General features: G+C 35.4%; 20 protein-coding genes, 1 tRNA gene and 1 other RNA gene. 10 read left to right on the top strand and 12 right to left on the bottom strand.

Features of this window, described 5'->3' with window-relative positions; translation table 11 throughout:
* Nucleotides 1–56: 56 nt before the first annotated feature.
* Nucleotides 57–1,865 (bottom strand): transcription termination factor Rho, encoded by a 1,809-nt coding sequence (gene rho / locus BZG01_RS05520; protein WP_101308829.1) that lies wholly within the window; start codon nucleotides 1,863–1,865, stop codon nucleotides 57–59.
* 313 nt (nucleotides 1,866–2,178) lie between these two features.
* Between rho and BZG01_RS05525 the strand changes: the two genes are divergently transcribed.
* Nucleotides 2,179–3,045: a sigma-70 family RNA polymerase sigma factor gene (locus BZG01_RS05525; protein ID WP_101308830.1), complete on the top strand. Its 867-nt coding sequence runs from the start codon at nucleotides 2,179–2,181 to the stop codon at nucleotides 3,043–3,045.
* 115 nt (nucleotides 3,046–3,160) lie between these two features.
* Nucleotides 3,161–3,811, top strand: a complete 651-nt coding sequence (gene rpe, locus BZG01_RS05530) for a ribulose-phosphate 3-epimerase (protein WP_101308831.1) — start codon at nucleotides 3,161–3,163, stop codon at nucleotides 3,809–3,811.
* A 39-nt stretch (nucleotides 3,812–3,850) separates the two neighbouring features.
* Here the strand turns inward: rpe and BZG01_RS05535 are convergent, their stop codons facing one another.
* Nucleotides 3,851–5,083 (bottom strand): NAD(P)-dependent oxidoreductase, encoded by a 1,233-nt coding sequence (locus tag BZG01_RS05535; RefSeq protein WP_101308832.1) that lies wholly within the window; start codon nucleotides 5,081–5,083, stop codon nucleotides 3,851–3,853.
* Nucleotides 5,084–5,395: 312 nt separating this feature from the next.
* On the opposite strand from BZG01_RS05535, the gene ssrA reads away from it, so the two are divergent.
* Nucleotides 5,396–5,797, top strand: a transfer-messenger RNA (tmRNA) gene (gene ssrA / locus BZG01_RS05540).
* A gap of 168 nt (nucleotides 5,798–5,965) precedes the next feature.
* Here the strand turns inward: ssrA and BZG01_RS05545 are convergent.
* From BZG01_RS05545 to BZG01_RS05575, 7 genes are all read right to left on the bottom strand, one after another.
* Nucleotides 5,966–7,276, bottom strand: a complete 1,311-nt coding sequence (locus tag BZG01_RS05545; RefSeq protein WP_101308833.1) for an ATP-binding protein — start codon at nucleotides 7,274–7,276, stop codon at nucleotides 5,966–5,968.
* Between the two features lie 382 nt (nucleotides 7,277–7,658).
* Complete coding sequence (locus BZG01_RS05550; protein ID WP_143470844.1) at nucleotides 7,659–8,912, bottom strand: hypothetical protein; 1,254 nt, start codon at nucleotides 8,910–8,912, stop codon at nucleotides 7,659–7,661.
* Nucleotides 8,913–8,999: 87 nt separating this feature from the next.
* Nucleotides 9,000–9,287: a hypothetical protein gene (locus BZG01_RS05555; RefSeq protein WP_101308835.1), complete on the bottom strand. Its 288-nt coding sequence runs from the start codon at nucleotides 9,285–9,287 to the stop codon at nucleotides 9,000–9,002.
* Between the two features lie 35 nt (nucleotides 9,288–9,322).
* Nucleotides 9,323–11,761 carry an ABC transporter permease gene (locus BZG01_RS05560; RefSeq protein WP_101308836.1) on the bottom strand — a complete coding sequence of 813 codons (2,439 nt, stop codon included), beginning with the start codon at nucleotides 11,759–11,761 and terminating at the stop codon, nucleotides 9,323–9,325.
* A 76-nt stretch (nucleotides 11,762–11,837) separates the two neighbouring features.
* Nucleotides 11,838–12,521, bottom strand: coding sequence for an ABC transporter ATP-binding protein (locus tag BZG01_RS05565; protein WP_101308872.1), 684 nt, complete (start codon nucleotides 12,519–12,521; stop codon nucleotides 11,838–11,840).
* 24 nt (nucleotides 12,522–12,545) lie between these two features.
* On the bottom strand, nucleotides 12,546–14,894 hold the full coding sequence (locus BZG01_RS05570) for an ABC transporter permease (RefSeq protein ID WP_101308837.1): 2,349 nt from the start codon (nucleotides 14,892–14,894) through the stop codon (nucleotides 12,546–12,548).
* Nucleotides 14,895–14,898: 4 nt separating this feature from the next.
* Entirely contained in the window at nucleotides 14,899–16,149 is a 1,251-nt protein-coding gene (locus BZG01_RS05575) for an efflux RND transporter periplasmic adaptor subunit (RefSeq protein WP_101308838.1), read from the bottom strand.
* A 248-nt stretch (nucleotides 16,150–16,397) separates the two neighbouring features.
* On the opposite strand from BZG01_RS05575, the gene BZG01_RS05580 reads away from it, so the two are divergent.
* From BZG01_RS05580 to BZG01_RS05590, 3 genes are all read left to right on the top strand, one after another.
* On the top strand, nucleotides 16,398–17,777 hold the full coding sequence (locus BZG01_RS05580) for a sigma-54-dependent transcriptional regulator (RefSeq protein ID WP_101308839.1): 1,380 nt from the start codon (nucleotides 16,398–16,400) through the stop codon (nucleotides 17,775–17,777).
* A gap of 67 nt (nucleotides 17,778–17,844) precedes the next feature.
* The gene (locus tag BZG01_RS05585) at nucleotides 17,845–19,125 is read left to right on the top strand and encodes a sensor histidine kinase (protein ID WP_245870274.1); all 1,281 of its coding nucleotides are present in this window, start codon (nucleotides 17,845–17,847) and stop codon (nucleotides 19,123–19,125) included.
* A gap of 97 nt (nucleotides 19,126–19,222) precedes the next feature.
* Nucleotides 19,223–19,468, top strand: a complete 246-nt coding sequence (locus BZG01_RS05590) for a DNA-binding protein (protein WP_101308841.1) — start codon at nucleotides 19,223–19,225, stop codon at nucleotides 19,466–19,468.
* Between the two features lie 81 nt (nucleotides 19,469–19,549).
* Here BZG01_RS05590 and BZG01_RS05595 read toward each other — a convergent pair whose 3' ends face one another.
* The 3 genes from BZG01_RS05595 to BZG01_RS05605 form a co-directional block, all read right to left on the bottom strand.
* Nucleotides 19,550–20,206 carry a redox-sensing transcriptional repressor Rex gene (locus tag BZG01_RS05595; protein ID WP_101308842.1) on the bottom strand — a complete coding sequence of 219 codons (657 nt, stop codon included), beginning with the start codon at nucleotides 20,204–20,206 and terminating at the stop codon, nucleotides 19,550–19,552.
* A gap of 152 nt (nucleotides 20,207–20,358) precedes the next feature.
* Nucleotides 20,359–20,433 (bottom strand) — tRNA-Val (locus tag BZG01_RS05600).
* A gap of 59 nt (nucleotides 20,434–20,492) precedes the next feature.
* Complete coding sequence (locus BZG01_RS05605) at nucleotides 20,493–21,779, bottom strand: bifunctional folylpolyglutamate synthase/dihydrofolate synthase (RefSeq protein ID WP_101308843.1); 1,287 nt, start codon at nucleotides 21,777–21,779, stop codon at nucleotides 20,493–20,495.
* A 269-nt stretch (nucleotides 21,780–22,048) separates the two neighbouring features.
* On the opposite strand from BZG01_RS05605, the gene BZG01_RS05610 reads away from it, so the two are divergent.
* From BZG01_RS05610 to BZG01_RS05625, 4 genes are all read left to right on the top strand, one after another.
* Nucleotides 22,049–23,380 (top strand): PhoH family protein, encoded by a 1,332-nt coding sequence (locus BZG01_RS05610; protein ID WP_101308844.1) that lies wholly within the window; start codon nucleotides 22,049–22,051, stop codon nucleotides 23,378–23,380.
* 137 nt (nucleotides 23,381–23,517) lie between these two features.
* Entirely contained in the window at nucleotides 23,518–24,423 is a 906-nt protein-coding gene (locus tag BZG01_RS05615) for a Ppx/GppA phosphatase family protein (protein WP_218973013.1), read from the top strand.
* A gap of 127 nt (nucleotides 24,424–24,550) precedes the next feature.
* Nucleotides 24,551–25,885, top strand: a complete 1,335-nt coding sequence (gene mtaB / locus BZG01_RS05620; protein ID WP_101308845.1) for a tRNA (N(6)-L-threonylcarbamoyladenosine(37)-C(2))-methylthiotransferase MtaB — start codon at nucleotides 24,551–24,553, stop codon at nucleotides 25,883–25,885.
* 11 nt (nucleotides 25,886–25,896) lie between these two features.
* The gene (locus BZG01_RS05625; RefSeq protein ID WP_101308846.1) at nucleotides 25,897–26,697 is read left to right on the top strand and encodes an inositol monophosphatase family protein; all 801 of its coding nucleotides are present in this window, start codon (nucleotides 25,897–25,899) and stop codon (nucleotides 26,695–26,697) included.
* Nucleotides 26,698–26,703: the final 6 nt, after the last annotated feature.

Genomic DNA, 26,703 nt, shown 5'->3' on the forward strand with positions numbered 1-26,703 from the left:
AAAGGGCAATGACTGATATCATTACCCTTTTATATCTTTTTAAAACTAAAAGCGATTTACTTATCGTTCATTGAGATTAAAAATTCTTCGTTCGATTTTGTTTTTCTTAAGCGATCCTGCAGGAATTGCATTGCCTCAATAGAGTTCATATCTGTCAGATAATTTCTAAGAATCCAGATGCGGTTCAATTGATTTGGATCAAGAAGCAGATCGTCACGACGAGTACTTGATGCTGTAATATCAATTGCCGGGAAAATTCGTTTGTTAGATAACTTACGATCTAACTGAAGCTCCATATTACCAGTCCCTTTAAATTCTTCAAAGATAACATCATCCATTTTAGAACCTGTATCTGTTAATGCTGTTGCTAAAATTGTAAGCGATCCACCATTCTCAATATTTCTTGCCGCACCAAAGAAACGTTTTGGTTTGTGCAATGCGTTTGCATCCACACCCCCCGAAAGCACTTTACCTGAAGCAGGAGAAACAGTATTGTATGCACGAGCCAATCTTGTTATTGAATCCAATAGAATTACAACATCATGACCACACTCAACCATTCGTTTTGCTTTCTCTAAAACGATATTAGCAACACGAACATGGCGTTCAGCCGGCTCATCAAAGGTAGATGAAATAACCTCAGCATTTACGCTTCGAGCCATATCGGTAACCTCTTCAGGACGCTCATCGATCAACAAAATAATCATATAAGTTTCTGGATTGTTCGCTGCAATAGCATTGGCTATCTCTTTCAAAAGAACAGTTTTACCTGTTTTTGGCTGTGCAACAATCAGTCCTCTTTGTCCTTTACCAATTGGAGCAAACATGTCAACAAGACGTGTTGACATTGAATTCATCCCTTTTCCTGTCAAATTAAATTTCTCATCCGGAAATAAAGGCGTCAAATGATCAAAAGGTACACGATCCCGAATTACCTCAGGTAGTCTGCCGTTAATCTTTGCAACTTTAATTAATGGAAAATACTTCTCACCTTCTTTGGGCGGACGAATTGTTCCATTAACAGTATCTCCGGTTTTTAAACCGAATAATTTGATTTGCGACTGCGACACATATATATCATCAGGAGAATTCAAGTAATTGTAATCCGACGAACGCAGGAAACCATAGCCATCAGGCATAATTTCCAAAACACCAGAATTGTCAATTATTCCATCAAACTCAAACAATTTCTCTTTCTCACGTTTTTCAAAACGTTTTCTATTTGGATTCTCTTGTCTTTCCGTTTTCTCTGGCTTATCAGACACTTCCCGGCCTTCTGTTTTCACCTGTTCTTCAGTAACATCCGCCACCTCAGGCTTGTCCTGACGTTCTGGTTTATCCTGACGTTCTGTTCTTGGCGTTCTTGGTGGTCTTGCAGGTCTCGGTGGTCTTGCGGGTCTTTCGCTTCTTTGTGCATTTTCATTTGCAACTGGAGGCGCTGAAACTGAGGTTTGTGATTGTTCTTCGATTTTCTCCTCAACAGGAGTACTTTCAGCTTTTTCAACAACCGGTCTTGCTCCTCGTATGGGTTTTCTTGGGGCGTCTTTTGGTGCTGTATCTTCTTCGTGAGTAGTCTCATTACTTACAGCATCCCTAACTGGTTGTTCCGGCTTTTTTCTTTTGTGCAAAAGCGATCTGGATCGCCCTTCATCAGCCTTACTATCTCCCATCGGACTCTTAGGTCTTTTTAAGGGAGTCTTTTTTTCTGGTGTTTTTCTTTCAGAAGCTACAATTGCCTGTTGATCAAGGATTCTGTAAATTAAATCCTGTTTCTTAAAAGACTCAATTTTTTTAACATTGAGTTCTTTAGCGATTTCTCGTAATTCAGGCACAAGCTTCTTGTTTAATTCAAGAATATCGTACATAAATGATATATTAATATTTTTCGGGTGATTTTTTTAGATAGAAATTGTTTTGAACAATTGGGAACCTGATCTTTCGACCTCTAAATGAGAAGAATTAATCTGAATTCAATTGCAATATTACGGAATTAGTTATAAATCACAAAAAATAAATGATTTTATTATTCAAATTGATGCCTGATGTCGCTATATAAGTTTATTAATCTCAAAATAAACTTCTTGAAAGTGCCACAAATTTCTTTTTCAAAATGATTTTGCTATATTTAAATATAAACGAGAATAGTCAACTCGTATGTAAATACCATTAAAATCCACTATGAGACAACTAAAGATCACTAAACAGGTAACCAATAGAGAAACTCCGTCACTGGACAAGTACCTTCATGAAATTGGGAAAGTCGATCTTATTTCTGCAGAGGAAGAGGTTCAGCTTGCCAGGGAGATAAAAAAGGGCAATAAAAAAGCCCTGGATCGACTTATTAAATGCAATCTACGTTTTGTTGTTTCTGTATCGAAACAATATCAAAACCAAGGCCTTAGTCTGCCGGATTTGATTAACGAAGGAAACTTAGGACTAATTAAAGCAGCTCAAAGATTTGATGAAACCAGAGGTTTTAAGTTCATATCATATGCTGTTTGGTGGATTAGGCAATCCATTTTGCAGGCATTGGCCGAGCAAGCCCGAATTGTGCGCCTGCCGTTAAACAAAATTGGTTCTATTAACAAAATCAACAAAACATTCGCTCAATTGGAACAGGAGTATCAGCGGGAACCTTCACCTGAAGAGATTGCTGCCATACTGGAAATGAGTCCGAAAGATGTAAAAGAAGCACTTAAGGCTTCAGGAAGACACATCTCTATGGATGCTCCTATAAACCCTGACGAAGAGAATACTCTTTACGATATATTGCTTAGCAATGATGAAATTAGTCCGGATAAAAAGCTAATTCGGGACTCACTTCGCAAAGAAATTGACCGGTCTTTATCAACACTTTCAAAAAGGGAGGCTGCTATTATTAGATTGTATTTTGGATTAAATGAAAAGCCACCTTACTCTCTCGAAGAAATTGGAAAAGAATTTGGCTTAACGCGGGAACGTGTTCGCCAGATTAAAGAGAAGGCAATCAAGCGAATGAAGACAACATTTAGAAGCAAAATACTAAAAACTTATTTAGGAGAATAATATTTATTTTAGGGTGAAAAGAAAGGATAAGAATAGATGGTGAATTTTCATTTACCTCCTCTTATCCTTTTTTACTTATATTTGCGCCATATTTAAACGAAACGTAAACAACCAAATGCAAACATTAATTTCACCTTCGCTGCTAGCTGCCGATTTCACAAATCTAAAGGCCGATATCGAAATGGTAAACAACAGTCAGGCCGATTGGTTTCACTTAGACATTATGGATGGGGTCTTTGTACCTAACATATCATATGGTCTGCCTGTTGTAGAGCAAATAAACAAAATTGCTGAAAAACCGTTGGATGTTCATCTGATGATTATTGATCCGGATAGATACGTTGCAGCTTTTAAAAAAGCCGGCGCTGACATTCTAACAGTTCATTACGAAGCTTGCACTCATCTTCACCGTACTATTCAGAACATTCACAGTGAAGGAATGAAAGCCGGCGTATCGCTAAACCCTCATACCCCGGTTTCTGTTTTAGAAGAAATTATTACTGATATTGATTTGGTTCTTTTAATGAGCGTAAATCCTGGTTTTGGCGGACAGAGTTTTATTGAGAACACTTATGCTAAAGTTGAAAAACTGGCTGAATTGATCAAAGAAAAAAATGCTTCTGTCGTAATTGAAATTGATGGAGGTGTGAATTTGGAAACAGGAAAAAAATTAATTGAAGCCGGGGCCAATGCTTTGGTTGCCGGAAGTTTTGTTTTTGGAGCAAATGATCCGAATCAAACAATATCCGATTTAAAAAATCTATAATATACAGAAGACCAAATGCAGTACATTTGGTCTTTATTTTTATACTATTACAGCATCTTTTCCTTCTAAATAATCCTGAAGATAAGCAAACCGAGGAGTCAACACTCCTTCTTTCACAATTGTTGCCCGCTCAATTATTCCATCCGGATCATCAGCTAAAAGTGCTTCATATACATTCTGATACAGAGCTTCCCCAAAATCAATTGAAGAATCTCGTGGCAATTCGCCTGGTAAATTATCCACAGCCATAACTGTTACATTTCTTTTATCGACGAAAGGAATTGCTTCCTCCTCGTTAAATCGATCGTATCCATAAAAGGAAGATGCAATTGTTGATGCTCGAAGCGTTGACGCAATTGGACCATTTAGATCACAACTCACATCAGCAATTACTGAAATGTTAAAACCCTCTTCTTTGTAATCTTCTGGACTTAAGAACTTAGGCGACTTTGGATCCCAGTAATGACAAGCAATAAATAAGTCTGTTACTTTCGTAAAAGGCTTAAATGTCGATTGGTACATTTCTGGATAATTGTAAAAATCCTGAAGATTAAAATCTCGCCCATCTTTCCGCTCCACATAACTCTCCGGATCAATTCTACAAACAACAGGCTCATTAAAACTTTCTCGTAAAAATTCTTCTGGCCCTACCTCTTTTAAATTCAAAACTCGAAGTGTTTGCATTGCTCCCATTGCAACTCGGCCACCTCCGGTAATCAATATCTTAATCGGTTTTAAACTAATTTTTTTCAGATGTAAATACATTTCCTCCATATCTTCACAAAGACTAGCTGGTGGTAAATCAAAAAGATCGGTTCGTACACCCCTAGCTCTAAGTGCCTTATAAGCACCTACTACACCAGCCCAATGACCAAAAGCCACCAAACGTTTATTATGATTGTCTTTTAAATACTCATAATCAATTAAGGTTATATTTTTTTTAACTATTTGACGCAATAACTCTCTATTATATATTTGTTTTTTTGCTACATGTGAAAAAAACAAATAGGTTTTATTGGGAATTAAAGTAGGCATAGCAACCTCTTTTACGCCAATCAGAATATCACAATCGCGCAAATCATCCGTTAAAAAATATCCTTGCTCTCTATATTCCGAATCGGTAAAGCAACGAATGTCGCTCGGCTGAATGAATATACTAACATTAGGATATTTATTAAGAATTTGCAAGCCGGTTACTGGAGGTATTGCAACTCTTCTATCAGGAGGATTTTTAGTTTCCCGAAGTACTCCGATTCTAATTTTATTCTTCATACGATTCCTTGATTAATATACGATTGTGCAATTTTATACGGAAAATGAACTTTAAGATAAGAATAAAAACGACTATTATTTGTACGCCTATCAGAATAGATTGATTACCTTTTTTGAAGTAGATCTCTAATTTGAACAATCGTTATGCCTTTATCTATTGCTATGCATAAAGCAAGAACTGCAAATACTCACTCTTTGTAATTGATAATTAAACATCTACCCTTACTAACTTAAATTTAATACTAATTCTGTAAGGTTTCCATTAAAAAATCATATAAACTGTGTGAATTTTACTAATTTTGTATCGATTCTGGGGCTGACGTGGATTTTGACAGCATGATGAATTAGTATGTAAGCATGTCGAGCGTTGTTATTCCAGCTCGTAAATATCGGATATCAAACTTTTTAATTGGCGAAAATAACTACGCTCTTGCTGCTTAATCGAATAAAGTAGATTAATGCTTCATCACCACTCTAGGAGTGGTGACGAGACATCCAACTTATGGTTCCACCTTGTTCCGGTAAGTAATTGGATGCTATCAATTCAGGGTTAGTCTGCTTCAGGCTTTGGGGAGCAGGCGAAATTAAAAAGATAAGATAAAGTATCGGGTGTGCTTTCCCTAACTTTGTACGAAAATCAATAAATCACTACACATGTAGAAAGCCTATTGATCGCGTGTTTGGACCAGGGTTCGATTCCCTGCAGCTCCACTAAACATAAAAACACCAATAAATCATTTATTTATTGGTGTTTTTATGTTATAATCCGTCTAATCCACATCAAAAGCAGATACCAATTCGGATACCTTAAAAAAATCAAAGTCAGTCCTTTTACTGTGCATGTAGACACATAATAGCACATTATAAAAGGATTCATAATAATCACATTTCATCTAAAGACAAGGGAATGTATTCAATAGAGTATTTGTTAAAATTATTTAGCAAGGAAGATGCCTTTTGCTGCAAAATATTTAGTTTAATTTTATCCTTATTCCTTTTTACTTCAGCAAGAACTAAACGTTTTTCGTATTCGTTAACTGCAACAATATCAATCTCATTTTTGTTTCCCTTTTCCCAATAAGTACCAATATCAGAATATATGCCTTCTTGCATCATTTTATCAACAAAATACTTTTCAAGTATGCGGCCAGAATATACGTCATAATCTCTCTCAACTATATTCTTGATATAATCGATATTTCCAATTTCTACAGCACTTCTATATTTGTAAATAAATCTAAACCAAAAGTTTAAAAAATTATCTTTAATCTGATATTTGATTGATCGGCTATTTGATTTAGAGAAAATAGGCTTTACCTTTTCTATCAGACCATAATCACTCTCTAATCGATTTAGAAAACCTCCAATATTTATTTCAAGAACAGACTCCATCTCAACTCTTGATGTTTTAGAGGATGCAATCAATGATAGTATCGAGAAATAATTACCGTAATCCTTACCAAATTCATCAATCAATACATTTTTACCTTCATCAATGAAAAGGGAATTATCCGAAAATACATGATCAAGGATATCGTTCTTTATAAAACTACCTTCCTCCACTAAGATTTCAACATATTTGGCGACTCCACCTGTAACAAGATAAAAGGCAAGTAAATCTTCTTTAGTGTATTCTGGGTAATGATCTGATAATATCTCTTTAAGTGCAGCTATATCAAAAGCTTTAAGATGAATTCTTGCTGTAGCTCGACCAAAAAGAGGCTCTTTAGAATTCTCAAAAATTTTAGACATCAATGAATATACCGAACCACAGAGTAATAAATTAATCGATGATTCATTTTTTTTCGAATCCCAAATATTCTGCATTTCGCTATATATGGAGGAGTTGATAGAATTAAACTCCTGAAATTCATCTATTATAAGGGTGAAATGCTGCTTGGTGGATAAATCCATCAGATAGCCAAATACATCTTTAAACGATTTGAGCTCTCCAAAAATATCAACTCCAAGCTTATTCTTTATTTCAGTGGTAAACTCCTCACACAAAAGCGGCTCACTTTTTTTGGACACAAAAAAGTAAAGCGTTTTATAATTTTCTGTAGCTCTTATCAACAAACTCGTCTTACCAATACGTCTGCGACCAAGCATAAAGGTCATTTGTGCAGTATTTCTAGATTTCTTCTCAATCTTATGAAGTTGAGCTATTTCTTTTTCCCTATTATAAAATTTCATGTCACTTTATTTTTTTATCGTAACTCACATTACCGTAACCACAGTTACGACAATATAAATATTGCATTTAAAAATGAGAAAATCCAGATTTATGGGAATAATTTTATTGCCTCAATAAATAGCTGTCCGACCAAGAACAGCCACCCAAGTAACAATAAGCATCACAATAGTTAATTAAATGCCAAGATAGTAGCACTTTTGAGATAATTTTCATATTCTAAATATGGGAGAGTACGGAGATCTAAATACACTTGAAGAAGTAATGATTCTTTTATCAAAAAACACCAGAAGCTTAAGAAAACAGGATAAGATCAGTTAATTACAAAAAAAATCCCATTTTGAAAAAATCAAGATGGGACATCTATTCTAAATATGAAGATTTTCACATAAAATCGATACGTTCGATATCTTCCCATTTAAAGTTTTGATATTCATCTTCATTTACAAAAACAATTACTCCGGCATTTTTATTGGAAACATCGGTTTGGTCGCCAAGATACAGCTTCATCCCATTTTTTAGTTCAACAAGACAATAGTTGTATGCCATTGGTTTAATACTGCCAATATTTCTGAAAGGGATAGCAAATTCCAATTTATCATTTAAACCATTTAAAATTTCCGAATCCATTGCCTCATCTAAATCGTAAACAATTACTCCTTTATACGATTTACCTTCCTTTGTAACTAATGTACCGAACAACCTTTGCGATACCCTAAATTCAGATAAACAATCTGTATTTTTGGAAAGAGGAAGAATCTCCAAAGAAAGAAAGTGACTCCAGGGAAAATCTACTCTTCCAACATTAGGAATACTAACTATAATTCCTCTATTGTATTTATTAACATCATTCTCACCGGTCAATTCGAACTGTCGTTCGGAATGCAAAGTAATGAGACTTCCATTTTCTGTTTTTTCAATTTTTTTTATTTTATCAAAAGAGATGGATACGTCTCCATCGCGACTTCTTCCATCCAATTTATCTCCCAAAAGACACTCATCGTGATCCCATTGAATAAAACCTGTAAACTCTCCTTTCGTTGTTGTAATCTTTCCATAAATTGGTTCTCCAAAAGTCTCCACATGATCAGTAGGTGTTGTTTCAAAATTGACTATATCAATACGATCCCAATCAATTTTCAACAATCCTAATTCCTGATCAATGATCCAAACTTTTGTTCCCACATCATTTGAACCACCGCTTAAGTTAATATACTTTCCATTTTTAAGCTCTAAACATACCGATTCGCTTCCTGTTACAGATATTGATTTTATATCGCCAAACCGACATTGAAATTTTCGATCGTAAACACTGCTTAAATTTCTCCTCTCATCATTAATTGTGACTTCGAATCGATCCCATGTTCTCTTTCTACTGTATCCTTCTTCATTATTTTTGATTTTGGATTCCGGAAGGTATTTCAGGTAAGGATTTTCTTCTTTGTCGGCATTAAACACATCTGTTAAGAACACCTCTTCATCATCCCAACGAATGGCACCTTTGTACATATCTCCATCAACAGTAGTAATACTACCGTATAAATAACATGAATATGTTTGACCCAAAACAGAGAATGAGCCAAAAAACAATTGAATAAAAAGAAAAAAGAATAAGAGATTTTTTGCTAGACGATCCATACTTCCTGATTTAAGTTTATTGTTCTTTCCGCTCGTATGACGAATAGACACAACAAAAGTTACACAAGAAATAAATAATATCTTCAGCTATTTTTTACGAAACAGCACCTGAATGTTCTTTGATGACTCTAAAGGAGTAAAAATCTGTATCAATTCCCAATCTGAATCATAGTCGGCGATGAGCTTTTTCAAATTATATATCTTGAGTAATTTCTCTGTTATATCATCTGATTTATCTGCCATTTCTTTGGATACATCCCAAGAAAATGATTCCAATCTAAAAAATACAGATATTTTCTTATTTGCAAGTTTAACTTCTACTTCTGCAACTTCATTATCATCGCCAAGTGGTATTGGCACACATATTTCTCTCATGAGTAAATGATTTAGAAGGTTTATACTATTTGAGTTTATTCATATTTAATTGCCTTAATTGGATCGGAACTTGCTGCCCGGTAAGATTGCCATGCTACAGTAAACAATCCAATCACTAAAGAAACAATTAGGGTGACAACAAATATCCAAATGCCTATTGAAATGTGATAAGGAAAATCACTCAACCACGCACTTAAAGCCCAATAAGATATTGGAACAGCTACGATATTCGCAATTACAATTAACCTGATAAATTCACGAGTCAGCAAATACACCAACTTTGCTACCGATGCACCTAATACCTTCCGAATGCCCAGTTCTTTGGTTCGTTGTTCGGCCATAAAAGAGGACAATCCAAACAGACCCATGGATGCAATTAAAATGCTTATCAAAGAAAAAATTGAAAAAATCCATGTCAGTCTTTCTTCCGGTTCATAATTTTCTTTCATTCTATCATCCAAAAAGGAATAACCAAATGACATATTGGGACAGAACTCATTCCATACTTTCTGAATATATAGTAGGGTCTCTTTTTTATTTTCAGAATTAATTTTCACGTGCAAATTCCTTCGGTAATCAGGATTTTCCGAGACAATAAGATTCATCGGCTCAATTAAATCTTTAAGAGGCTGATAATTAAAATCCCGAATTACACCAATCACCTCGCCCAATTGAACTTCTCCCCCATCTTCAACACCTTCAATTTCCACTCCAACCTGAAGCTTTTTCCCCAAGGCATTTTCGCCCCAGTTAAATTTAATTGCGGCCGACTCATTAACGATAAATGCATTGATTGTATCTGATGGAATCTCACGATTAAAATTTCTTCCTTTCAGAATATTCATTTCCATTAAATCGATATAATCAAAATCAATAACATTGAAATTTAATGCATACTGCTGCATCCCTTCATCACTCTCGTACAAATGCACCGTTTTCGATCCTCCAAAACCAATTAATGAACTCGAAGTTGCAACAGCCTTTATATTAGGGTTTTTCTTCAGCTCCATTTTTAACGCATCTATTCTAGTCCGCAATACTGAATCGCGAATAACCGAAACAACGATATCTTTTTTATTAAATCCCACATCCATACTATTCATGTACAGGAATTGAGATGCAACGATGATAGTTCCGCTAATCATCATGGCTGAAACTGTAAACTGTGAGATCACAAGCAATTTTCGCAAAAAACCATTTGCCCCACCTTTGCCATTTCTTCCTTTTAAAATAAAAACCGGCTGAATTGAAGACAAGTAAAGAGCAGGATAACTCCCCGAAATAAGACCTAAGAGGACGGCTAGAATTACATTAAACAGAATCACCTCCGGAGTATCCAAAATACTCAATGTGAGATCCTTATTTACCAATTGATTAAACAGAGGCAACAATAACTCAACACATATTAAGGCTATAATAAGAGCAAAAACTGTTAAAGATATACTCTCCATCATAAACTGACGAATGATATTATCTCTTTGTGCACCAACCACTTTACGAATACCAACCTCTTTTGCTCGTTTCGAAGACCGTGCGGTTGCCATGTTCATGTAATTAATACTGGCAATGGACAGGATGAAAATGGCAATCGCAGTAAGAATATATATGTATTTTATATTGCCGGTTGGAGCGTCCCATTGCAATTGTGATCTTAAATGAATATCCTCAAGATGCTGAATTATTAATTTGTAGGAAACTCCCAATTGATCTCCAAGCTCTTTCATGTATTTCTCATAGTAAGCCGGAAACTTTTCGAGAATAGCATCCGCCTCCGAATTTTCTTTTAACAGCAAAAACGTATAATTATTAAAAGACCAAAATGAAATTGGCTGCTGACTGTTAAATTGCTCCGCTCCCCTTATGCTTTCCAATGTTTTCATGGAATAGAAAGCATTATATTTAAAGTGGCTGTTGGAAGGGAGATCTTTCATTACTCCACTAACAGTATAGGCTGTATTTTCACCAACAAGCAAAATCTTGCCTATTGGATCTTCGCCGTTAAAATACTTCTTTGCCAGAGTTTCATTTAGCACTATTGAGTATGGCTGAGTAAGAGCTTTTTGGGGATCTCCTTTTAGCAGGGGAAAGCTAAAAATAGTAAATACAGAAGAATCAGCAAAGGCGATATGTTCTTCATAAAACTCTTTATCATCATATTTAAACTGCTGTCTTCCTGAACCTTGAAACCGAACAAACTGCTCCACCTCAGGAAATTCCTCAGCAAAGGTTGGCCCGAATGGTAAAGGCGATGTCGCAACACGGTCTCTCTTTCCACTCAAAGTAAAATCTGATCCCAAACGAATGATCCGTTCATGATTCACATTATACTTATCGTATGAAAGTTCATCCTGAACAAACAGTAAAATCAAAATTGTACAAATTAATCCCACTGATAAACCAACAATATTAATTGTTGTATAGAATTTGTTTCTGGAAAAATTTCGAAAAAGTGTAATGAAAAAATTCTTAAACATACTTGCCTGATTAATATGCAGCTCAATTTTCAGAATATAAACCTAAGAATTGATTAATAACAATAATATTTCCTTTCTAGAGCTTTTGTCTCATATTCTCAGTTACAATATGTCCGTCAAACAACTGAATAATACGATGACTTCTATCTGCATCTGACGGCGAGTGAGTTACCATGATTATTGTAGTTCCTTCCTCGTTAAGTTGAGTTAAAAGATTCATCACCTCTTCTCCGTTAGCCGAATCCAAATTACCCGTTGGCTCATCCGCTAAAATCAATTTGGGATTTGAAATAACAGCTCTTGCAATAGCAACTCTTTGTTGCTGTCCACCAGATAATTGCTGAGGAAAATGCTTAGCTCTATGGGCAATATTCATTCTTTCCAATGCCTCATTCACTCTTCTTTTTCTCTCTGCACCCGATACTTTCATATACAAAAGAGGCAGCTCAACATTCTCAAACACAGTCAATTCATCAATCAAATTAAAACTTTGAAAAACAAAACCAATGTTTTCTTTTCTCAAATTTGTTCTTTGCCTTTCAGTGTAGTTCTCTACCTGATAACCGTTAAAATGCAGCTCTCCTTCACTTGGATTATCAAGCAAGCCGATAATATTCAGCAAAGTTGACTTGCCACATCCCGACGGGCCCATTATCGCAACAAATTCTCCTTTATTAATTTCCAGATTGACATTATTTAATGCCGTAGTTTCCACCTCATCGGTTCTGAAAACTTTAATTAAATTTTTAGTATTAATCATAGCCATATCTATTTAAACAATCACTTATTCATATTTTAGCACACGCACCGGAGTTTTTAAAGCCAATTTCCATATTTGCTGATAAACAGTAAGAAAGGTTATCAACAGAGATACAAATCCTGACAAGATAAAAATTCCAATTCCAATATCTATCCGATAGGCAAACCCTTTTAACCACCACTCCATCACAAAAAATGAAAGTACCCAAGCAATGAAATTGGAAAGCATTACCCATTTAAAAAATTCTTTCAACAACAATTGAAATACAGTATCCATATTAGCTCCAAAGACCTTCCTTAGTGCCATTTCACGGGATTTTCGTTCTGTAACAAAGGAAACAAGCCCAAACAAACCCAAACATGAAATAATAAAAGCTATTATTGTAAATGAAATAAATATTTTACTCATTCGAGATTCAGCCGTATAAAAATACTTAAAGTCCTCTTCCAAAAATCGATAAGTAAACGGAATATCCGGAACTGTTGAGTCCCAGACTGTTCTTATTTTATTTAGAATTGGCTCCACATCTTCTCCAATTCGAATCCCTATGTATTTAAAAGCTGCCGGGTTTCGCATCATGATTAAGGGTTCCACTCCAACCTGAAGACTATTAAAATTAAAATCTTTAACAATACCTATCACCTCGCCCGAATAATCCCAAATCTGCAAAGGTTCTCCAATGGTATGAACCATATTCATCTTTTCTGCCGCCGATTCATTAATAATAAATTTCAAGCTATCCCCGCCATGCAATTTGGAAAATCCCCTTCCCTGAATCACATTCATTTCAAATGTTTCAATGAAATCATAATCCACAAAAGACAATTGAAACAAGATATCTTCAGAATCTTTTATTTTTCCGGGCCAATCTACATCCCAAGTTGAATTTGTAAAATTTACCGGCATTTGGTTTGCTGCAGTTACCCAGTAAACTCCCTGAATTTTAATCAACTCATTTTTCAACTTAGGATAAATCGAATTAAAATCATCTGCCATCTCAATATAAATCAAATCGTTCTTATTGTAGCCAACATCCGATTCCCTTAAAAATTTCAGTTGCTGATAAATAATTCCTGAACAAATAAACAGAGATATCGACATACTAAACTGAATGACTACCAACACCTTCCTGAGCAGAGCAGAATCTTTTCTTGACACACCTTTAATTACATGAATTGGCAGAAAAGAGGACAGAAACAACGCCGGATAACTTCCTGACACAATTCCAGTAAGCAATACAATACCCGAAACGCTAAACAAAAATTTTATATTATTTATCCCCAGTGACAAATCTCTATCCGTTAAATCGCTAAAAACAGGAAGTAGTAATTCGACCAAAACAACGGCTATTCCTAAGGATATTAATGTGAAAAATATCGATTCGCCAAGAAATAAACCGATTAAACCTTTTCGCTGAGCTCCAACTACTTTTCTAACAGCAACTTCTTTTGCTCTTCTTTCTGATCTGGCTGTTGCCAAATTCATATAATTGAAACAGGCAATTAAAAGTATCAAAACAGCTACCAGCAGGAATACTCTCACATACCAAATTGAACCAACTTTATTCGTATTAATGGCATACAAATGATATTTCACGAAAGCCTGAAGATCAAGATCTACATTTGAATTCTTAATACGATCTTTAATATACGTTTGTAACTGAGCTGCCAAATCATCCGAATCAACCCCTTCTTCTACCTTGATAAAAGTGTGAAAAGTATTTGCCTCCCAATCATTTAAATCATAAGCCCACAACTTCCCAAAAAATTGAAAAGGAAGAATAAAGTCAAAAGTTATTGATGAATTAGCCGGCGGATTTTGAATCACAGCCGAAACTACATAATCAAATTTGGAATTTATTTCAATCTTTCTTCCAATCGGATCCAATTCGCCGAACAATTTCTGAGCGAGCTTCTCTGTAAGCACAATTGAATTTTCCTCCTTAAAAGGATTCTCTTTTTCTCCTTCTACGATAGGAAAAGTAAAAATCTGAAAGAAATCTGCGTCAACAATTTTCCCGCCATCTTCAACAAAGCTTTTCCCATCTGCAGAAAGAATCAATTGTCCCCAGGTAGTAACCATTCTGGTGGAATACTTAATTTCCGGAAATGTTCTTTTTATTGATTCGGCTAATGGCGCAGGTGTTGAATATACCGAAAACACATCCCCGTCTGCATAGTTCTGACTCTCATAAACGCTATAAACCTGATCAATATCCTCATGAAACTTATCAAATCCTGTTTCATATTCTACCCATATTAATATGAGTAACGTACAAGTCACACCAGTTGCCAATCCTAAAATATTCATTAAGGAGTAGGCTTTTTGCCGATATAAACTTCGTAAAACGGTATTCAATAAAATTCTTAACATCCACTTACTTTAAAACCAATTTGTCAACATCTCCATATGATTCATAGCTATTTGTTACAACTCTCTCTCCCGGTTTCAAACCCTCAAGAACCTCATAATACATTGGATTCTGATTTCCCAGTTTAATTGCACGTTTTGCAGCAAACTCACCACTGGGATCCACAACGAATATCCATTGCCCTCCAGTACTTTGAAAAAAACCTCCTCTTTGAATCAACACAGCCTCCCTGGGCTCTCCCAATTCAATTTTTGTTCTAAATGTTTGCCCGGTTCTAATTCCAGGAGGAAGCTCACCAACAAATTTCATATCAATTTCGAACTGACCACTACGTACTTCCGGATAAACTTTATAAACCACTAAATTATAATCAACGCCGCTAAAACTAAATTTAGCCTTTAATCCTTTATTTAATCGTGCAATGTAGAGTTCGTCAACCATCGCATTTATTTTATAATTATCCAATACATTCACCTGCCCTAAGCGCTGCCCTCTTGACTTTGACTCTCCCAATTCAACATTTAAAGATCCTAACTGACCATCAACAGGTGCTTTTACATTTAAATTCTGGAGTTTTGCACGAACCATTTCCAGATTGTTTTCCATGTTTTTCAAATTGGCATCCAATCGTTGAATTTGAATTGTACGCGCAAGAGAATCGGTTTTTTGTCTCTCCAAAAGCAACTCTCTGGTTTTTTTATAGTAATTGTAATTATCATTTGACTCGTCGAATTCTTCCCGGGAAATTAAATCCTTCTCAAAGAAAATTTTATTTCTCTGATAAGCCCTTTTACTCTTTGCCAAATTTAAATCTATATCCAACAAACTTCTTCTTACATTCAAACGATCCTGTTCCATACTTAAACGGGTATCCCGTAATCTGTTTACCTGCTCAGTAAAGCCAGCTTCCGAATTTAATATTTGCAGGTTCAACTCTGAGTTGCTTAAACGGAGTATTACATCCCCCTTTTTAACCATGCTTCCTTCTTCCAGCAGTATCTCTTCAACCCGGCCTCCTTCAATAGCATCTAAATAAACAGTGGTAATTGGATTAACCGTTCCCGTTCGGGCAATGTATTCCTGAAAATAATCAGTCTTCACATCTCCAATTGAAATTTTCTCTGCATCAATACGTAATCGGGATCCTGACTCTCCCAAAAATGCTGCATACAAGACAACAACACCTAGAACGGCTCCCGCCAAGTACCAGTTTTTCCTTAGTAAATACCAGGCTTTCTTTTCAATAACTCTATCCATTATAATTTGACTTTTTTAATCCTTTTTCAAACACAACCGCAATATAGCCACTTTCATGCCAAAACACTTTTAACATTGATTAACAACTCCTTGAAAAACCAAAACTTATTGATTTCCACGCATCTGTGAACGAAAACAATACAAGAACTGTACGTATGCGAACATTTTTCTTTTAATATTAAAATTTTAATGATAACTTGGATTCCTATTTAAGTACCAAAACCTGAAACGACAAATTAATTCAAATTATGGCAAATCAAAAAAACGGCAAAATATTAGCTATTGATGATAACGAAGATATCCTGTTTTCTTTAAAGTTGCTGCTTAAACAACACGTAGAATTAATACACACAGAGTCTGATCCGGAAATGATTCCAAAACTCATGAAACAGGATCATTACGATGTTGTGTTGCTTGACATGAATTTTACAAAAGATGCAATTAGCGGTCAGGAAGGATATCATTGGCTAAATAAAATACTTGAAATTGACCCACAGGCGGTTGTATTATTCATTACAGCTTATGGCGATATCGAAAAATCGGTAAAAGCTATAAAAGCAGGTGCTACAGACTTTATATTAAAACCATGGCAGAACGAAAAACTTCTTGCCACCATCTCATCAGCAATAAAACTGCGCAGATCGAAAGATGAAGTCAAAGAACTAAAGACAAAACAAAAAGAATTAAATGCAGTTCTTGACCAACCGTTTAATGACTTTATTGGTACATCTCCTGAAATGCAGCAGGTATTCTCAACCATCACAAAAGTGGCGGTAACAGATGCCAATGTCTTGATCCTTGGCGAAAACGGTACGGGCAAAGAATTGGTTGCAAGAGCACTGCACCGAAACTCATCAAGAAAAGATGAAGTTTTTATCAGCGTTGATCTTGGATCCATAAATGAAAACTTATTTGAAAGCGAACTGTTTGGACACGTGAAAGGTGCATTTACAGATGCCCGCGCCGACCGTCCCGGCCGATTCGAAATTGCTTCAGGCGGAACACTATTCCTAGATGAAATTGGGAATTTAAGCCTGCCGATGCAAGCAAAACTATTAACTGTTTTAGAGCGAAGAGAAGTGATTCGGGTTGGATCAAACAAGCCAATTCCTATCGATATCCGTTTAATATGTGCAACCAATATGCCTCTAAAACAAATGGCATCAGAAGACAGATATCGTCAGGATCTTCTGTACAGAATTAATACTGTTGAAATAAGTCTTCCTGCTTTAAGAGAACGATACGAAGACATACCGCTTTTGGCAAATCATTTTCTTGAAATATATTCTAAAAAGTATAAAAAAGGCATCAACCCTCTATCAAAAGCATGCCTAAACAAACTTTACGATTACAGTTGGCCTGGAAATGTGAGAGAACTTCAACATTTAATGGAGAGGGCAATCATTATGGCAGACGATCGGAATCTGGATCCGGCCGATTTCCAAGTAAGTATTGAAAGAAATGGTCAGGATGATGTTGAATTTGACTCCTATAACCTTGAAGAAGTTGAAAAGAACATCATACAGAAAGTATTGAAAACAAATAAAGGAAATATTTCCAAAGCTGCTGGAGAATTAGGTCTTACACGCACATCTCTTTATCGAAGACTAGAAAAATATGGTTTATAAAAGCTTCCGGATTAATTTTATAATAAGAATCATCGTGCTCTCAGCAACGATATTCTTATTATTTTACTTGATTGCAAAAAAGAGCCTCTACTTCACAGCAAGCCTTACTTTTATTGCGATTATTTATCAAATATATGAAATTATTAAGTACGTTGAAAAAACCAACCGCCTGCTAAAGAATTTTCTGGAATCCATACGATATTCTGATTTCACACGAAATTTCCAGGTTCAGGGTCTTGGAAGCTCATTCGACAAGCTGCAGGAGTCTTTCAATGCGGTAATTACTGATTTTCAAAAAATAAGAGCAGAAAAAGAAGAACATTATTTCTATTTACAAACCGTAATTCAACACATTGGAATTAGCTTAATTGCATTTCACCGCGATGGAAAAGTAGAAATGATTAACAATGCCTCTAAGAAACTTTTTCAGGTAAGCAACCTTAAAAAAATACAAGACTTAAGCGGTTTTAGTGAGGAACTTGTAAATTGCCTGTTAAGCCTTAAGCATGGAGAAAACACACTGGTTAAAGTTATTGACAATGAGGATATCCTAAAGCTTGCAATTTACGCTACCGAGTTTAAAATTAACAACCGGCAAGTAATACTTGTGTCAATTAAAAACATCCAATACGAACTGGAAGAACAAGAAATTGAATCCTGGCAAAAACTTATTCGGGTACTTACTCATGAGATTATGAATTCAATTACGCCAATCTCTTCCCTTTCTACTACACTAACAACAATTCTTGATGATTTCGGGGAAAACAACACCAATAAGTTTCAAGATGAGGATCTGGAGACACTGAACGAGGTTAAACTGGCTCTTGAAACAATCCATAAAAGAAGTTCCGGACTTTTGCATTTTGTAGATACTTATCGGAATCTTACAAAAATTCCAAAGCCAAATTTCGGTATTTTTCAGATAGAGAAGCTATTTGACAACATTCATCGCCTGATGGAAGAGGAAATAAAGAGGAAAGGCATCAAATGTGAGATTAGTATCAACCCTCAAAGTCTGGAGCTTTCTGCCGACGAACAGCTGCTTGAACAGGTTTTAATCAATTTGATTAAAAACTCTATTCATGCACTCGAACACACAACCGATCCAAAAATTGAACTGAAAGCCTTTATGAACAAAAGAGGCAGAATATCAATTCAAATAAGCGACAACGGACAAGGCATTATAAAAGAGGTGCTTGATAAAGTGTTCATTCCATTTTTCACAACAAAACCGAAAGGCTCTGGTATTGGATTAAGTCTGTCAAAACAGATATTGCGATTGCACGGAGGAACCATTACTGCACAGTCAATTCCAAACGAAAAAACCAGTTTTACTCTTACTTTTTAACATGATTTAACACCCTAATAATTTTAAATTAACAATTACTTTCGTTAAATTTAAGGAGCAAATCAATTTCTAACCTTTAATTAAAACTTAAAAGCATATGACTAAAACAATCACATTCAATAAGTTAAGAGAAATTAAAGATAGTTTACCTGAAGGTAGTATGCAAAGGATTGCAGAAGATTTACAATTAGAAGTAGAAACCGTTAGAAATTATTTTGGTGGAACCAATTTTGATGAAGGCCAATGCACAGGAATTCATGTTGAACAAGGCCCTTATGGTGGTATTGTTGAACTGGATGATACAACTATTTTAGACCACGCCATTAGCATTCTGGAAGATTAAATTGTAAACATCAATAAAATAAAAGACAGGGCTGTTGAAATTTTCCAACAGCCCTGTCTTTTATTTTATTGATCTTATATCTTACAGAACTTCTTTTCTATCGTTATGCAATTTATTAAAAATAATTGCCAGATTAGAATAGAGTGTTGTGTTTTGAACAATGATATCTTCCGGAACCTTGATTCTTGCCGGCGTAAAATTCCAAATCGCTTTAATACCCCATGCTACCATCAAATCGGCAACTGTTTGAGCATTTTCAGCTGGAACAGTAATAATTCCCATTACCACATTCATTTCCTGCGATAAATCACGAAATTGATCGATGTGGAATACTTCAATATCATTAAATTTTTTCCCAATGGTCGAAGAATTAACATCGAAAGCCGCAACGATATTTAATCCAAAATGTGACAATCCGCTATCATGCAATAATGCAGACCCCAAAGATCCAGCTCCAACAAGAAAAGCATTATCCATAATAGTAAATCCAAGAAACTCCGACAAAACATCTACCAACGCTTTAACTTCGTAACCTACTCTTGTTTTTCCAACAATAGTTGTATAGGATAAATCTTTTGTGACTTGGGTGGGGTCGATATTCATGTAGTTTGCTATCTGCGTAGATGAAACAAACTGCTGTCCTTTCCTTAACAAGCCTTCTGCAAATGCTAAGTATGACGGCATGCGCCTAATTGTCGGCTCAGGAACCCCCTGAATTTTCTTAGAACTTTGAACCATAATTTCTTACTTACACCTTAAATGAAAACAAAAATAACCAAGTTTCCATTAAAGAAAAATTTCTCTAATGATTATTTTGTTATACAAATTTAATTTTAAATAAATGGCGCTGGGGACACTACAAAAAACAATACATTAATTTCTTGTAAATGTGGGCGATATAGGATTCGAACCTATGACCCCTTGGGTGTAAACCAAGTGCTCTGAACCAACTGAGCTAATCGCCCTTAACGACTGCAAATATAAACAGAAAAAATTACCACAGCAATAAAAACCTTAGTTTTGTTTATACAACTTCTGCAACAACAAAAGTACTTCCTCCCACAAAAACCAAATCATTTTCAAGAGCATTTGTCTTCGCAGCCTCTAGAGCTTCTTTCACAGACAGGTATGTATTTCCAAGTAATCCATAAGCTTTCGCCTTTGCAGCAAGAACTTCTTGATCCAATGCTCTGGGAATATCTGCCCGACTAAAATAATAGCTCGCATTCTTCGGCATTAATTCAAGAATATTAGTGAGATCTTTATCATTTACGACACCAAAAACAATATGCAGTTTTCCGTAATCCATCGATTCAATTTGCTCTATTATTTCTTTAATTCCTGCAACATTGTGTCCGGTATCACACACTACTCTTGGAGCATTGCCAATTGTCTGCCAACGCCCTAACAAACCAGTATTTTTAACTATTCCTGAAACTCCATGTTTCATAGATTCTTCGGAAATACCCCACCCCTTGCTATTCAATTCATCAAACACACATAGAGCAGTTCTGATATTCTTAATCTGATAAAGACCCAATAAATCGCACGATAAATTGATTATTGAATTATTTTCAAGAGACTGGTAAACAAGATTTCTTTTGTTATCAATCAATTCAGAGGACTGATTCATATACCTGTCTTCTGAAAATATCAGATCAGATTTGTTGTTTGAGGCAATTCTCAAAAAGACATCAATCACCTCTTCCTGTTTCTCTCCAATAATAACAGGAACATTTTTCTTTATAATTCCAGCCTTTTCTGTGGCTATTTGTGCAAGCTCCGAGCCTAACAAATTAGTATGATCTTTACTTATATTAGTTATCACCGAAAGTTCAGGCGAAATGATATTAGTCGAATCCAACCTTCCTCCTAAACCTACTTCCACAACAGCAACATCTATCTTTTCATCAGCAAAAAAATCAAAAGCCATCGCAACTGTCATCTCAAAAAAGGAAGGACATAATTCTTCAAATTTATCTTGATGCTTCCGAATAAAATCAACTACATAATCCTCAGAAACAAGCTCACCATTAACTTTTATTCTCTCTCTAAAATCTTTTAAATGGGGCGAAGTGTACAGACCAACTTTATAACCCGCTGATTGCAAAACAGACGCAATAGTATGAGAAACTGATCCTTTTCCATTTGTTCCTGCAACATGAATCGATTTAAACTTCTTATGGGGATGATTAAAATACTCATCCAAAGCCAATGTTGTATCTAAATTGGCTTTATAAGCAGCCTGCCCTGTACGCTGATACATAGGCAGTTTAGTAAACATATAATCTAAAGTTTCCTGATAATTCATTTTGTATTTTCTACTAATATTGATGATTTTACAAAGAAGAATAAAATTTCTTAAAATTTGTGTTAACAGGTTGAATTTCCTGCAAAAATTGCTAAATTAAAACTATGAAACGCTACTATTTAATCGAAAGCATTAGGTATGTTTCCTAAAATCAAGAGATATAGAATCACTTTTAGACCTAACAATTTAAGTAGTAGTATTTTATAATTATGATAAAATAAAGCCTGGCTCTAAATGCCTGTCGAAATTAACCTCTAACACCATTCATTATGGCAAAACTCAAAAAGGTTTTCGTTCTTGATACAAATGTTATTCTTCATGATTTTAATTCAATTTACAATTTTGAAGAAAATGATGTTGTTATTCCTATAACCGTTCTGGAGGAACTGGATAAATTTAAAAAAGGTAATGATCAGATTAATTACCACGCACGTGAATTCAGCAGAGAATTAGACCGTATTTCCGGAGACCTGCTCTTTACTGCCGGTGTTCCTCTAGGAAAAAATCTGGGAAAATTATCCGTTGAAACAGGAAAAGAATTTTCTCCTCAAATGAAAAGTTCGTTTCAGGAAAACATCCCCGACCACAGAATTCTGGCTATTGCAGAGTATCTTCACAACCACCGCGGTAAAAAAAAGGTCATTCTGATTTCCAAGGATATTAACCTTAGGATGAAAGCGAAATCATTAGGGATTCCTGCAGAAGATTATAAAAATGATCAGGTTAAGGATCTTGATGATGTAATTAGCCTGGGAATAACAACCCTTGAAGATTTTAATGATGAAAAGATCACTTTTCTGTATAAATCAAACGAAGGAATTCCTGAAAAAGAGTTTGGACTTGAAAAACCAATTAAAGGTCATGAATATTTTATTCTGAAAAATAATTCATCTAGTGCGCTTGCACATTTCGATCCCGTTGAGAAAATAATATCCCGGGTTGAAAAACCAAATGCTTACGGAATTTATCCCCGAAATGCAGAACAGACTTTCTCCATGCATGCTCTCATGGATCCAAAAATATCCTTAGTAGCTTTAACCGGACGAGCTGGAACCGGAAAAACATTACTCGCTTTGGCAACTGCTCTTCAGCAAATCGACATGTACGATCAGATTTTCCTTGCCAGACCAATTGTTGCTTTGGCCAATAAAGATCTGGGCTATTTACCGGGCGATGCCAAAGAAAAAATAGGCCCTTACATGCAACCTCTTTTCGACAACCTGAGTGTAATCAAGCATAAATTTAACGTCCATAGTAAAGAGTATCTCAAAATTGACGAACTTTTAAAAGATGAAAGATTACAGATTACTCCATTAGCATACATTAGAGGAAGAAGTCTTTCAAATACATTCTTCATTGTTGATGAAGCTCAAAACCTTACACCCCACGAAATTAAAACAATAATTACACGTGCAGGCGAAGGTACTAAAATGATTTTCACAGGAGATATTGAACAAATAGATTCACCTTATCTGGATAAAAAATCGAATGGCTTAGCATACCTCTCAGACAGGATGCAGGGACAGGATATATTTGCTCATGTCAACTTAATAAAAGGAGAAAGAAGTCACCTTGCAGAACTGGCAAGTCACCTTCTATAAAATCTATTTATTGCATTACTGGGAAATTTCATTTAAATTATATTCTTGAATATGTACATTTGACCGCAAAAAGGTGTTACATGAAATTGAATCATCTGACTTATTTTTTCTCACTGAAAATCTAAATATACTCTTTTATGAAAATAATGAAATTTGCCGCCATAGATATCGGATCAAATGCCATCCGGTTGTTATTTATGAATGTGCTTGAAGAAGGCGGTAATGCTCACTTTAAGAAATCATCATTAGTAAGGGTTCCAATACGTTTGGGAACTGATACTTTTATAGATAAAATTATCTCTGCAGATAAAGCCGAGAAATTAATTAAAAGCATGAAAGCATTTCGCAACCTTATGGACGTTCATGAGGTTGTGAATTACCGCGCTTGCGCAACATCAGCAATGAGAGAGGCTGTTAACGGCACTGAAATTATTCAAAGAATTGAAAATGAATCCGGAATAAAAATTGACGTTATCAATGGAAAAGAAGAAGCCAGCATTATTTTTGATAATAAAATTGCAGATACTCTCGACCCAAGCAAAGATTATTTATATGTGGATGTTGGTGGTGGCAGTACTGAACTAACTCTCTTTTCAAAAGGAATTTGCAAATTCTCCGCCTCATTTAATGTGGGAACCATTAAAATTCTTCGGGACTGTGTCCCAAAAGATGAATTTATTCGTATAAAAGAGTGTTTATTGGATGTATGTCCTAGCTGCGAAAACATTGAACTTATCGGATCAGGTGGTAACATCAACAGATTGGTTAAACTTGCGGCACCAAAAAAAGAAAAATTCATTACATACCAAGAATTTAAAAGTATTTACTACGACCTTAAACAATACAGCTATCAGGAATTAATGATCAACTTCGACATGAATCCTGACCGAGCTGATGTTATCATTCCTGCAGCAACAATTTTCCTAAGCATTATGGAATGGGCAAATGCAGATAAGATACACGTACCCAAAATTGGGGTTACCGATGGTATTGTTCATCAGTTATATAAAGAATATATTTCCAACAGCCTTGTATTGGGGTAAAAAAGTAATTCTTTTTCCTAAATTTGCGATTTAAATTATTTCTATATTTTGAACTATTTCAAATTAAATTTGAAATAGTTCATTTATTTTAGCTAGAAGCTGAATATCAGCAAGAAGGGAAGAAACTATGTTACAAGGTAAAAAAGTAGCATTCTACACATTAGGATGCAAACTTAATTTTTCGGAAACCTCTACAATTGGCCGTTCATTTAAAGAAATGGGCTTCGAAACAATTAAGCATACGGAGAAAGCTGATATTTACATTATAAACACTTGTTCTGTTACAGATCATGCTGACAAAAAATGCAGACAAGCCATTAAAAAGGTAATTAAAACCAATGCTAATGCATTTATTGCGGTAATTGGATGCTACGCGCAACTTAAACCTGATGAAATTATTGCAATTCCCGGAGTTGATCTCGTTTTGGGAGCCAATGAGAAATTCAACATCCACAAATACATAGATCATCTTGAGAAAAAAGGTACCGGAGAACTGCATCCATGTGAAGTAGAATCGGTTAAAGATTTTCATTCTTCCTATTCAATGGGAGACAGAACCCGTTGTTTTCTCAAAATTCAGGATGGATGCAACTACTATTGTACCTATTGCACCATTCCATTTGCCCGAGGCAATAGTCGTAACATGAGCATAAGAGAAACGGTACAACAGGCAGAGGAAGTTGCCAAACAAGGTGCAAAAGAAATTATCCTGACAGGAGTAAATATCGGTGATTTTGGAAAAAGTACAAACGAAACATTTCTGGATTTAATTAAAGAGCTTGAAAAAGTAAAAGGAATCAGTCGTTTTCGGATCTCCTCCATTGAACCCAACCTTTTAAGCAACGAGATTATTGAATTTGTTGCCCGATCAGAAAAATTTGTGAATCATTTTCATTTACCTCTTCAAGCGGGATCCAATAAAGTTTTAAAGCTTATGAAGAGAAGATACGACAGAGAACTATTTGCTCAACGGATTGGAAAAATTAAATCCTTACTTCCCGATGCATTTATTGGTGTTGATGTAATTGCCGGAAGTCGCGGCGAAAGTGATCAAGATTTCGAAGATGCATATTTATTCATCAAAGAATTACCCATTAGCCAACTACATGTCTTTCCTTACTCGGAAAGACAAGGCACCAAAGCTCTCGAAATTAAAGAGGTTGTTCCAATTCCTGAGCGAAAAAGAAGAGCAAAAATGCTTCAAATTCTTTCTGAGAAAAAATTAAATGCATTTTACCGGGAAAATTTGGGCAAGACAGAAGAAGTCCTGTTCGAATCCTTTAATGATCATGGTAAAATGTATGGATTTACTAAAAATTACATTAAAATCGAAATTCCGTACAACCAAAACCTTAGCAACAAACTTACATTTGCTACCTTGCAGGAGATAAATTCAAATGGCAATGTTTCAGGTTCTGTTGTTGACAAAATACGATTCAACCTAAAGCCTGTTTCGCAATAAAATATAAAAGCATGATCGATCTTAAAGAACTTTGTTTTAAAACGAATGATATAGCCCGAAAAGTTGGAATTTTCATAAAAGAACAGCAAAGCAAGATTAAATCAGATGCAATAGAAGTAAAGGGAATACACGATTTTGTAACCTACGTTGATAAAACTGCGGAAGAAAAAATTGTTGCCGAATTGAAACTAATTCTGTCTGATGCAGGTTTTATTGCTGAAGAAGGTACAGAAACGCATCGTGCAGAACGTTACAATTGGATTATTGATCCTTTAGACGGAACAACAAATTACATTCATGGATTGTCCCCTTTTGCTGTTAGTATTGCGTTGCAGGAATACGACGAAATTGTATTGGGAGTAATATATGAAATTAGCCTTGACGAATGCTTTTATTCGTGGAAAGGAGCTCCGGAAGCTTATTTAAATGGCAAAACAATTTCCGTATCGAAGGCAAATTCTATCGACTCAAGTCTAATTGCAACAGGTTTTCCCTATTCCAATTACGACCAATTGAAAACATTTATGGCTTCTTTGGAATACTTCATTATTAATTCGCACGGCGTTCGTCGCCCCGGCTCTGCTGCAACCGATTTAGCTTATGTTGCCTGTGGCAGATTCGAAGCTTTTTACGAATATAGTCTTCAGCCCTGGGATGTTGCTGCCGGCTCATTTTTGGTAAGCCAAGCCGGCGGGAAAGTCTGCGATTTTAAAGGAGGTAAGAATTTCATATTCGGAAGAGAAATCATTGCCAGTAATGCAATAGTTCACGATGAGTTTAAAAATGTTGTGATTCAACACATGATAAAATAAGCTTAA

Origin of the sequence: Labilibaculum manganireducens (genome assembly GCF_002843385.1) — a bacterium.
GTDB lineage: Bacteria > Bacteroidota > Bacteroidia > Bacteroidales > Marinifilaceae > Labilibaculum > Labilibaculum manganireducens.